9 protein-coding genes are annotated in these 10,070 nt (G+C 67.5%); 3 read left to right on the top strand and 6 right to left on the bottom strand.

Annotated features, from left to right (window positions below):
- Nucleotides 1-187: 187 nt before the first annotated feature.
- Nucleotides 188-904, top strand: coding sequence for a phosphatase PAP2 family protein (locus IEW15_RS20385; RefSeq protein WP_229708392.1), 717 nt, complete (start codon nucleotides 188-190; stop codon nucleotides 902-904).
- Here IEW15_RS20385 and IEW15_RS20380 read toward each other — a convergent pair.
- From IEW15_RS20380 to IEW15_RS20360, 5 genes are all read right to left on the bottom strand, one after another.
- Nucleotides 894-3,203: a calcium-binding protein gene (locus tag IEW15_RS20380; RefSeq protein ID WP_188581368.1), complete on the bottom strand. Its 2,310-nt coding sequence runs from the start codon at nucleotides 3,201-3,203 to the stop codon at nucleotides 894-896. The two genes, IEW15_RS20385 and IEW15_RS20380, sit on opposite strands and share 11 nt — an antisense overlap.
- Nucleotides 3,200-3,346, bottom strand: a complete 147-nt coding sequence (locus tag IEW15_RS20375) for a hypothetical protein (RefSeq protein WP_188581367.1) — start codon at nucleotides 3,344-3,346, stop codon at nucleotides 3,200-3,202. The genes IEW15_RS20380 and IEW15_RS20375 overlap by 4 nt, the downstream gene beginning before the upstream one ends.
- Nucleotides 3,347-3,706: 360 nt before the next feature.
- Nucleotides 3,707-4,198 carry an NfeD family protein gene (locus tag IEW15_RS20370; protein ID WP_188581365.1) on the bottom strand — a complete coding sequence of 164 codons (492 nt, stop codon included), beginning with the start codon at nucleotides 4,196-4,198 and terminating at the stop codon, nucleotides 3,707-3,709.
- On the bottom strand, nucleotides 4,198-5,253 hold the full coding sequence (locus tag IEW15_RS20365) for an SPFH domain-containing protein (protein WP_229708390.1): 1,056 nt from the start codon (nucleotides 5,251-5,253) through the stop codon (nucleotides 4,198-4,200). The genes IEW15_RS20370 and IEW15_RS20365 overlap by 1 nt, the downstream gene beginning before the upstream one ends.
- 81 nt (nucleotides 5,254-5,334) lie before the next feature.
- Nucleotides 5,335-5,784 carry a VOC family protein gene (locus IEW15_RS20360; RefSeq protein WP_188581363.1) on the bottom strand — a complete coding sequence of 150 codons (450 nt, stop codon included), beginning with the start codon at nucleotides 5,782-5,784 and terminating at the stop codon, nucleotides 5,335-5,337.
- A 135-nt stretch (nucleotides 5,785-5,919) separates the two neighbouring features.
- On the opposite strand from IEW15_RS20360, the gene IEW15_RS20355 reads away from it, so the two are divergent.
- Both IEW15_RS20355 and IEW15_RS20350 read left to right on the top strand, forming a co-directional pair.
- Nucleotides 5,920-6,894, top strand: coding sequence for a LysR substrate-binding domain-containing protein (locus IEW15_RS20355; RefSeq protein WP_188581361.1), 975 nt, complete (start codon nucleotides 5,920-5,922; stop codon nucleotides 6,892-6,894).
- An 83-nt stretch (nucleotides 6,895-6,977) separates the two neighbouring features.
- Nucleotides 6,978-8,777, top strand: coding sequence for a patatin-like phospholipase family protein (locus IEW15_RS20350; protein ID WP_188581360.1), 1,800 nt, complete (start codon nucleotides 6,978-6,980; stop codon nucleotides 8,775-8,777).
- Between the two features lie 44 nt (nucleotides 8,778-8,821).
- Here IEW15_RS20350 and IEW15_RS20345 read toward each other — a convergent pair whose 3' ends face one another.
- Nucleotides 8,822-10,012 carry a BaiN/RdsA family NAD(P)/FAD-dependent oxidoreductase gene (locus IEW15_RS20345; RefSeq protein WP_188581358.1) on the bottom strand — a complete coding sequence of 397 codons (1,191 nt, stop codon included), beginning with the start codon at nucleotides 10,010-10,012 and terminating at the stop codon, nucleotides 8,822-8,824.
- Nucleotides 10,013-10,070 lie beyond the last annotated feature (58 nt).

Below are 10,070 nucleotides of genomic sequence, written 5' to 3'. Positions count from 1 at the left end.
CGTAACCCCGCACAAGCACCCTCAAACGACGCTGGCAGACGGGGAAAGGGGCCAGATAGATGGATTTTTCCGCAGCCTGTTAGCGCGCCCGGTTCTGCGGATGCGGGCCGCGACGCTCACTGGCCGTGCCCCGGCACTTCCGGTAGCGTCGCGGTTTCATGGTCTGTCTACAGAACGGGCGAGCCTGATGACCCTGCCGATACCGCGCCCGACCCGTGCGGCGCTGATGCCCTATATCCGTCGATTGTGGCCGGTCGCCGCGGTCGCGGGCGCCATCTATGTGTTCATCGGCCTGGCCGACGAGGTGATGGAAGGCGAGACCGAGGCCCTGGACCGGTGGTTGTTGTCATCCTTGCGCAACCCCGCCGATCCGGCCGACCCGATCGGGCCGCGCTGGCTGGAAACCGGCTTTGCCGATCTGACAGCCCTTGGCAGCACCACGGTGCTGGGGCTGATGACGCTGATCGTGATCGGCTATCTGCTGATGCGCCGCCAGCGCGCCGCCGCTCTGACCGTGGCGCTGTCGGTCATCGGTGGCATGGTGCTCAGCTTCGGGCTGAAACTGTTGTTCGAACGGCCGCGACCGGATCTGGTCGCCCATCTGGTCGATGTGCAGACGGCGAGCTTTCCATCCGCCCATGCCATGCTGTCGGCCACCACCTATCTGACCCTGGGCACGCTGCTCGCCGCCTTCGAGTCCCGGCGGCGGCTGAAGATCTATGTGCTGGGCGTGGCGATCGCGCTCACCATCGCCGTCGGCCTCAGCCGGATCTATCTGGGGGTTCATTGGCCGACCGATGTGGTTGCCGGCTGGTGTGCCGGCGCCGCATGGGCGGTCGCCTGCGGATATGCGGTATCCTTTGGACGTGGGCGCAAGCGCGCGCGGGGGGCGCTCAGAGAATGAAATCGCCATCGGTCAGGCTGAACACGCCTTCCAGGGCCACCGCGAAATCGGTCCGACGGTCACCATCGATGTCGGCGAGGGCCATGATGCCGATCGAATAGGTGGCGACCCGCACCTGTCCACCCACCCCGGTATAGCCACCGGTGCCCACGAAGCTGAAGGCATCATTGCCGGCGGTGTCCGGCCGGGCATCGATCAGTGACAGATCGATGCGGTCGCCCTCGGCGCCGCTGAAATCGATGATGCGGTCGCGTGCGGTCATGATGCTGTCGGTGACCGCCTCATAGACGAAACGGTCGGCGCCGGCACCGCCCGACAGACTGTCGGCGCCTCCACGGCCGCGAAGGGCGTCGTTGCCCCGGAAGCCGTTGAGCAGGTTCATATCGTCGGTGCCGCTGATCAGATCGGCGGCGTTGCCGCCATCGACGGCTTCGATGGCGATATAGCGGTCGCCCTCGGCATCGCCCAGCATGCCGACGCCGGTGGTGAGGTCGACGCGCAGGGCCTCGGTCGCGCCGGCATAGCTGACGGTGTCGATGCCGTCGCCGCCATCGAGCTTGTCGGCGCCACCACGGCCGTGCAGCAGGTCATCGCCGCCGAAGCCCGCCAGCGTGTTGTCCCCGGCATTGCCGGTCAGCAGGTCATCGTGGTGGCTGCCGTTGATCGCCTCGATCGCGATGAAGCGGTCGCTGGCCGCATCGCCGGCGGTGCCGCCGAGGATCAGATCGGCGATCACGCCGCCTGCGGCATCGGTGTAGCTGACGGTGTCGAACCCGTCGCCGCCATCCAGGATATCGGCGCCGCCGCGCCCGCGCAGCACGTCATCGCCACCAAAGCCCGCCAGGGTGTTGCCAACGGCGTCGCCTTCGATCAGATCGTTGAAATGGCTGCCATTCACCGCCTCGATGCTGATGAAATAGTCGCCGGCGGCATCGCCCTGGGTGCCCATGCGCATCAGGTCCAGGCGCACGGCCGCCTTGGCGTCGGTATAGCTGATGGTGTCGAAGCCGTCGCCGCCATCCAGGATGTCGGCGCCGCCACGGCCGCGCAGCACGTCGTCGCCGCCGAGTCCTGTTAGAAGGTTGGTTGTGGCACTGCCGTTCAGGACATCATTGAAGTCAGTGGCAAGCACGCCCTCAATGCCGGTCAGGGCATCGCCTTCCGCGTCACCACCCGAGATGATCCCGGATGCCAGATCGATCCTGACCGCCGCCGTCGACGCGGCATGGCTGACCAGATCGAAACCGTCACCGCCATCGATGATGTCGGCACCGTCGCCTCCGGCCAGCAGGTCGCTGCCGCTGCCGCCGTCAAGGATGTCGGCGCCGTCACCGCCCAGGATCATGTCGGACCAGACCGAGCCGGTGAGCGCATCGTCGCCGGTGCCACCCAGGATCGCGCCGAACTCCATGGCCGCGGCGCCCGAGACGTTCATCGGCGAGGCCTGGCCATCGGCGGTCACGTCCACCCGCAAGCTGCCGACAGCGGACTGCACGACATACTGCACCACGCCCGACAGCATCCGGTCGGCGATCGCGCCGCGCAGGGCCTCTGCGGTCCAGCCATCGGGCAGCGTCCCATCCGGCAGGGGCAGGGCGGCGATCCCGGTTGCAAGTGTCGCCTGCGCGTCGTGCTGGGCGTCGCTGATCGCGGCGATGACAGCCTGGATCAACGCGCCGGCAGAGGTGATGCCCGGGTCGATCCCATCCCGCAAGATGCCCAGAACCGTCGCCGGCAGGCTGATCGCCGTGTCGTTGAGCGCGTCGCGAAGGACGGCATGGCCATCGAGCAGACCACGGTATGCCGCCACGTCATCGGCGGTATAGGACAGATCGTTCAGAAACCGCTCGACGGCGGTGCCGCCGATCTCGCGCAGGCTGTAGGCGAGCCCGCCCAGAAGCGCGTCGATCTCCGGACCGGTGGGGCCTTCGGCCGAGATTGCAACCGTCGTGGTCAGGCCGCGCGGGTCGCCATCGAGCGGCTGGACAACCGACCAGCCGGTGGCCGGATCGAGCGACAGAAGCGCCTGTGCCGGCGGGATGACCGGGGGCACGCCGGCATCGTGCAGCCAGTCGCCCCACATGGTGTCGCGGGCGCCATCGATGTCGCCGGTCGTGACGAGATAGCGGGCGTTGGCCTCGTAACCCGCGACCGGGGCTGCGTCGACGACCAGGTAATAGCTGTCCAACCAGGTCGTCGTGCCGCCGTCGTCGGTGCCGATGGTCAGGGCCGATGCATCGAGGCTCAGATAGTCGAGGGTCGATCCCGGTGCGGGGTCATGCCCGGTATCCAGCGTCACATCCGGTGTGACGCGCCACCCGACAGATCGACCGCCTCGGTCTGCGACAGGACCGGGATATCCAGGCTGTCGAGGCTCTGCCAGAACCCGGTGGCGTCGGCTTCCGGGTCAGCAAGCGTCTGGGCAGGAAGAAGAAGAGGCACGATGTCGATCCGGTCTCTGCGCTGAGGGAGACGAACATCCGGTGAATTCTGTCTTCACTGGTGATACGGAATCAGGCTCGGCGCATCATGCTCAGGCAGGTCTTAAAGGAATATAAATGGCGGGACGCGGATCTGTGGCAATAAATAACGTGTATTTTTTGTTCACTTTCCCGATTACAGACCGAACAGAGCAGCCGGTCCTTTGTGTACGGCCCGCGATCAGAGAATGAAAGCCGCGGCGGTCAGGCTGAAGACACCTTCAAATGCGACGGCGAAGTCGGACCGTGTATCGCCGTCGATATCGGCGAAGGCCATGATGCCGAGCGAACAGTAAAAGTGTATGAGAATGTACTTCTTGCACTATCCGCTCCGGCGATCGGATGCCACCACTTGCAACACCGTGCCGTCCATCGCCACCACGGTGACCGGCGTGCCTGTAGCGAGGTCGGGGCCCGTGGCCGACCAACTGCCATCGCCCAGACGGACCCGGCCACGGCCGGACCGGATCGCCTCTTCCACCACCCCGCTGCGGCCGATGACGAAGCGTCGGCGGTCGCCCAGTTCCTCGTCCGGTTGCCTGGCCCCCACAGCGTCGGTATTTTGCTGCGGGTGGGATCGATGCCACGACAGCCATCCGGCCGCGACCGACACCACGGCGGCGGCGGCGAAAACCAGCATCTGCACCGATAGTCCGGCTGTGTCGGGCAACACCGTCGCCGACACACCCGCCGTGACCAGCGCCGCAAGGCCGAACCACAGCAGAAACACGCCGGGCATCAGCAACTCGCCGGCGGCAAGAACCGCGCCGATGATCAGCCAGATCCAGGGCGACAGCGGCGCCAGACCGAACATCAGGACGGCTCGCCGGTCCAGGGCGTGCGGGGGGATGCCGTCGGCCGGGGGGCGGCAGCCGGCGGTGCCTTGGCCGGCGGCGCGGCCGGTGCCGGGCCGCCTGTCGGCTGCATGGCATCGCGTGCCAGTTCGGCGATGCCGCCCAGCGCGCCGATCACGGCACCGGCTTCCACCGGCATCATCAGCACCTTGTGATTGGGAGCGGATGCCATGGCCTTCAGCGCCTCGATATAGGCGGTGCCCAGGAAATAGCTGATGGCGCGGGCGTCGCCGGCCTGGATCGCTTCCGACACCACGCGCGTTGCCATCGCCTCGGCCTCGGCCGACCGTTCGCGCGCTTCCGCCTCGCGGAAGGCTGCCTCCCGCTGGCCTTCGGCTTCCAGGATCGATGCCTGCTTGCGGCCCTCGGCTTCAAGAATCGCAGCCTGCCTGCGACCCTCGGCTTCCAGGATGGAGGCGCGCTTGTCACGCTCGGCCTTCATCTGCCGGGCCATGCTGTCGACCAGGTCGCGCGGCGGCGCGATTTCCATGATCTCGATCCGGGTGACCTTCACCCCCCAGGGCTGGGTGGCTTCATCGATCACCCGCATCAGGCGGCCATTGATGGTGTCGCGTTGCGACAGCAATTCGTCCAGATCCATGGCGCCCATGACGGTGCGGATATTGGTCATGGTCAGGTTGGTGATCGCGGTTGTCAGGTTGGTGACCTGATAGGCGGCGTCGGGCGCGTTCATCACCTGATAGAAGATCACGCCATCCACGGTCACCATCGCGTTGTCGCGGGTGATCACCTCCTGCGATGGCACTTCCAGCACCGTTTCCATCATGGTCAGCTTGCGGCCGATCCGGTCGATGAACGGCACGATCAGGTTCAGGCCCGGATGCAGCGTCCGGGAATAGCGGCCGAAGCGTTCGATCGTCCACTGAAAGCCCTGCGGCACGATCTTGACGCCGAACCAGATCGTCAGGATCACGAGCACGATGATCGCGATCGACAGACCACCGGTGATATCCATCAGCCACTCCCGCAGCAACTCCACGAAGGCGGCGATCATACCACGCCCATGGCGGCGGGTCTCATCTCCTCCGGCGGCCTGTCATCGATCGTGCGGGCGCGTGGCGTCCGGCCGTGACTGTCAACTGGTGGCGAACAGCCGGCTGTCGTCGTTGAAGGCCTTGAATTCCAGGGCATTGCCAGAGGGATCGAGGATGAACAGCGTCGCCTGCTCGCCGGGCTGACCTTCGAAACGGATGCGCGGGCGGATCACCCAGCGGGTGCCGTCATGAGCTTCGAGCCGGGCCGCCAGGGTGCGCCACTGATCCATGGTCAGCACCACGCCGAAATGCGGCACCGGCACGTCGTCGCCGTCGACCGGGTTGCGGGCGGCGATGGCGCGATCGAGATGTGGGTCCAGATGGGCCACGACCTGATGGCCGAACATCTCGAAATCGATCCAGTGGGCATCCTCGCGGCCGGTGCCGCAGCCGAGCACGCTGGTATAGAAGCGGCGGGTCTCTTCCAGATCCAGCACCGGAAAGGCGAGGTGGAAGGGGCGGAGCGGTGTGGTGGCGGGTGTGGCGGTCATTCCGGCTTGTGTTCCCATCATCTTGTGGTCGCGCGTTTGTCGCGGCGCGTGGCCATGATAGTGTCATGCGTTGACGGAATGAAACCGGCCTTGGAGGCATCTGCTGATGCGTATAGCGCATGACTGAGGGGCAGGATGAAGGCTGAAGCGGCGGCACAGTTGCTCGCGGCCGAACTGGCGGTGATCGAGGCCGCCTGCCGGCATCTGAACCTGACGGCGGCCGGCCGCGAACTGGGCTTGGGGCAGAGCGCCATGAGCCGGCGGATCGCTGCGGTCGAGGCGGCGCTGGGCGTGCCGATCTTCGTGCGCGACGGCCGCCGGCTGCGGTTGAGTCCGCAGGGTGCTGCCCTGCTGCCGGCAGTCCGCGCCGCCGCCGGCGGCCTGCAGGATGCCGTGGCCGAGGTGACCGGTGCGGCCGATACCGCGCAGGCGGCCGGGCTGCTGCGGATCGGCACGCTGCCCACCTTCGCGGCCCTGTGGCTGGCGCCCCGGATCGGCCGGTTCATGGCGCGCCACCCGGCGATCGCGGTGGAGGTGTCGACCATCGGCGCCGATTTCGCCGATGGTCGTAAGGACGCCGTGACCTGGGATGGCGAGGCGGTGGATGCCGTGCTCAGCTGGGGGCGGGGCGGCTGGCTTGGCTATCGGTCGCGGCGGCTGTTCGACGAACGGGTGATCGCGGTCGCGGCGCCGGGGCTGGCACTGCCGGCCGATCCGGCGCGGCTGGGGCAGGCGGGGCCGCCGTTGATCCGCCACACCACCCGCGCCGATCTGTGGCCGGCCTGGGCGCGGGCGGCGGGGCTGGAGCCGCGCCACGTCACCGGCCCCGTGGCCGGCAGGCCGGCCGATCCGCGGTTCGAGCACTTCTTCATGATCCTGGCGGCGGCGCTGGCAGGGGTGGGGGTGGCCCTGCTGCCGCTGGCCTTCGCGCGCGCGGATCTGAACGACGGCCGGCTGGTGCGGGTGCTGGCCGACCGGCCACCCTTGGTGACCGGCGCCGGATACTGGCTGATCACGACCCAGGCGGTGCGCCGCCAGCCGCGGCTGCGCGCATTCGAGGACTGGCTGATCGACGAAGCCGGCATCGATGCTTCAACCCAGACGTCATAAGGGTGACATCAGGCCGACAGCCGTGAAATAATCCGGCCCGTTCAGGCAGACCAACCAGATCAATGCGGCGACGGGGACGAGGGATGACGGGACATACGCCTGCTCCGATTGAAACCTGCGATGTGATCATGAAGGGCGGGATCACCTCGGGTGTGGTCTATCCCAAGGCGATCCTGCGGCTGGCGGCGCGTTACCGGTTCCGCAATGTCGGCGGCACATCTGCCGGTGCCATCGCCGCCACCATTACGGCGGCCGCCGAATATGGCCGCAATGCCGGCGGTTTCGACAGGCTGGCGGCGATTCCCGACACGCTTCAGGCCCATCTGCTCGACCTGTTCCAGCCCGATCCCCGGGCACAGGGCCTCTATGACCTGATCATGGCAGCGGCGATCCGGCGCTGGCCGCTGACCGCGCTTGGTCTGCTGCTGCGCGCGGGGCTGCCGTGGAATCTGGCCGGGCTGATGATCGGTCTGGGCGGGGCCGCCCTGGCTGGCGGCATCGGCGGCTGGATCGTCGGCATCGTCGCGGCGCTGCTGCTGGTCGTGTTGATCAGCGCGGGCACGGCGCTCTGGCGACTCTATGCCATTCTGCCGGCGCTGGATTACGGCCTGTGCGCCGGATCGGCGCCGGATGGGGCGACACCGGCGTTCCCGCCGCTCAGCGACTGGCTGGCCGACACGCTGGATGCGGCGGCGGGGCTGGAACCGGCGCTGGGGCGGCCGCTGATCTTTCAGGATCTGTGGACCGGGGGGCCGGGCGGCATTGCCGGCACGCCGGATAATCCATCGATCCGCCTGCGCACCGTCACCACCAATCTCACCATGAGCCGGCCGCATACCCTGCCGGATCTGGGCGACCGCAATTTCTATTTCGATCCGGCGGAGATGCGCCGGGTGTTTCCGGCGCGGGTGGTGGACTGGATGGTGACAGCGGGCACCCGGGCGCTGGAGGCGGCGCGGGCGCGCGATGGCGACCGGTTCATCTGGCCCGAATTCGACGGCCGCAAACTGTGTGCCTTTCCCGAACCCGGCGACCTGCCGGTGGTTGTCGCTGCCCGGATGAGCCTGAGCTTTCCGTTCCTGATCGCCGCCGTGCCGCTCTATCGCATCGACTGGCCGACGAGACAGGCCGATGGCAAAGCGGTGATGCGCCGCATCCTGTTCAGTGATGGCGGCATTTCCAGCAACTTCCCGATCCATTTCTTCGACGCGCTGCTGCCGACCCGTCCGACCTTCGGCATCAGCCTGGATCAATATTCCGCCGACCGCCCCGACCGCCGGGTGCATCTGCCGATGAAGGCCATTCAGGGCCAGTGGATCGGCCTGCGCGGCATCAGTGGTATCGGCGGCTTCGTCATGTCGTTGTTCAATGCCGCCAGCGAATGGCAGGATGAATTGCGCACCGTGCTGCCGGGTTATCGCGAGCGGGTGGCGCATATCTATCTGAAGCCCGATGAAGGTGGGCTGAACCTGGCCATGCCACCGGAAACCATCCGCACCCTGACTGGGCTGGGCGACCGCGCCGGCCTGCTGATGACCGCATCCGCCCCGGCGGACGGCCCGGACACGGCCAATTTCGATTTCGACGATCACCGCTGGCGCCGCTTTCTCAGCCTGTATGCGGCGTTCGAGGCGGCATTGGAAGCGGCCGGCCCCACCTGGGGCGACGCCGGTGATCCCGACAGCTATGCCGGCTTCATCGCCCGGGTGATGGACGACCCCAAATCCTATGCCCGGTCCAATCCGGCCGACCGCGCGGAGGTGTTCCGGCGCATGAACCTGCTGATGACCATGGCGCAGACCGAATGGCAGGGCCGGCTGCGCGACAATCCGGGGCTGGTGCCCAAGCCGCCGACAAAGCTGCGGATCACGCCGGAATACTGAACGGGCGTCGGGCTGGAATGCCGATCGCTGTCCGAGGGGCTGCCTCAGGCTGCCTGCCCCGCCACCCAGCCCGACGACCACGCCCATTGGAAGTTATAGCCGCCGAGCCAGCCGGTGACGTCGACCACCTCGCCGATGAAATACAGCCCCGGCACCGCGCGCGCGGCCATGGTCTTCTGGTCCAGCGCCCGGGTGTCGACGCCGCCCAGCGTGACCTCGGCGGTGCGATAGCCCTCGGTGCCCACCGGCACCACCCGCCAGGCGTTGACCGCGTTGGCGATGCTGCGCAGCCGGGTATCGGGCAGATCGGCCAGGTTGAAGCGCCGGGTGTGCTCGTCCTCGGCGATGCTCTGGGCCAGCCGGCGGGGCAGATGGTGGCCGAGCCAGGTCTGGACCGACTGGCGGGCATGGCTGGTGCGGGCCTCGCGCAGTGCCGCATAGACGTCCAGGCCCGGCAGCATGGCGATCTCGACCGTCTCGCCCTCGCGCCAGTAGGACGACGCCTGAAGGATCGCCGGGCCGCTGAGCCCGCGATGGGTGAACAGCATCGCCTCGTCGAAGCGGACGCCGCCGGTCGTGACTGCGGCATCGACCGCCACGCCAGCCAGCGGCTTCAGCCGCTCAAGAAGCTCGGCGTCGAAGATGAGCGGCACCAGCGCCGGGCGGGTTTCGGTCACCGGCAGGCCGAACTGGCGGGCGAGGTCATAGCCAAAGCCGGTGGCGCCGATCTTGGGGATCGACCGGCCACCGCAGGCCACCACCAGCGATGCGCATTCAGCCATGCCCGATGTCAAGGCCAGCCGGAAGCCATCGCCCGACCGCTCCACCCGCTCGACGCGGGTGCTCAGCGCCAGCGCCACGTGATGGGCCTGCATCTCGTCGAGCAGCATGTGGATGATCTGGGTGGCCGATCCGTCGCAGAACAATTGGCCCAGGGTCTTTTCGTGGAAGGCGATGCCGTGGCGGCGGACCATGTCGATGACATCATGCTGGGTATAGCGGCTGAGCGCGGAGCGGCAGAAATGGCGGTTGGCCGAGATGAAATTGGCCGGGCCAGCATTGAGATTGGTGAAATTGCACCGTCCGCCGCCGGAAATCCGGATCTTCTCACCCGGCGTCGGGGCATGGTCGACCACCAGCACCCGGCGGCCGCGCCGTCCGGCCTCGATCGCGCACATCATGCCGGCAGCACCGGCGCCGATCACCACCACATCCCAGGCTGCTGCCGCCGTCATACCTGAAACTCCTGCCGTCATGATCGAGGTGCCAGCCTTTAGCATGGCGCGCGCGGCG

The sequence above is a fragment of the Tistrella bauzanensis genome, from assembly GCF_014636235.1.
GTDB lineage: Bacteria > Pseudomonadota > Alphaproteobacteria > Tistrellales > Tistrellaceae > Tistrella > Tistrella bauzanensis.
The sequence above is the reverse complement of the archived record's forward strand: the minus strand, read 5'-3'. Positions and strand labels throughout refer to the sequence as shown.

What these genes read in the sequence shown, in the direction of transcription:
- IEW15_RS20385 (WP_229708392.1), top strand. Translation starts at nt 188, where the DNA reads ATGACCCTGCCGATACCGCGCCCGACCCGTGCGGCGCTGATGCCCTAT.
- IEW15_RS20370 (WP_188581365.1), bottom strand. Translation starts at nt 4,198, where the DNA reads ATGTTCGGTCTGGCGCCGCTGTCGCCCTGGATCTGGCTGATCATCGGC.
- IEW15_RS20365 (WP_229708390.1), bottom strand. Translation starts at nt 5,253, where the DNA reads ATGATCGCCGCCTTCGTGGAGTTGCTGCGGGAGTGGCTGATGGATATC.
- IEW15_RS20360 (WP_188581363.1), bottom strand. Translation starts at nt 5,784, where the DNA reads ATGACCGCCACACCCGCCACCACACCGCTCCGCCCCTTCCACCTCGCC.
- IEW15_RS20355 (WP_188581361.1), top strand. Translation starts at nt 5,920, where the DNA reads ATGAAGGCTGAAGCGGCGGCACAGTTGCTCGCGGCCGAACTGGCGGTG.
- IEW15_RS20350 (WP_188581360.1), top strand. Translation starts at nt 6,978, where the DNA reads ATGACGGGACATACGCCTGCTCCGATTGAAACCTGCGATGTGATCATG.
- IEW15_RS20345 (WP_188581358.1), bottom strand. Translation starts at nt 10,012, where the DNA reads ATGACGGCGGCAGCAGCCTGGGATGTGGTGGTGATCGGCGCCGGTGCT.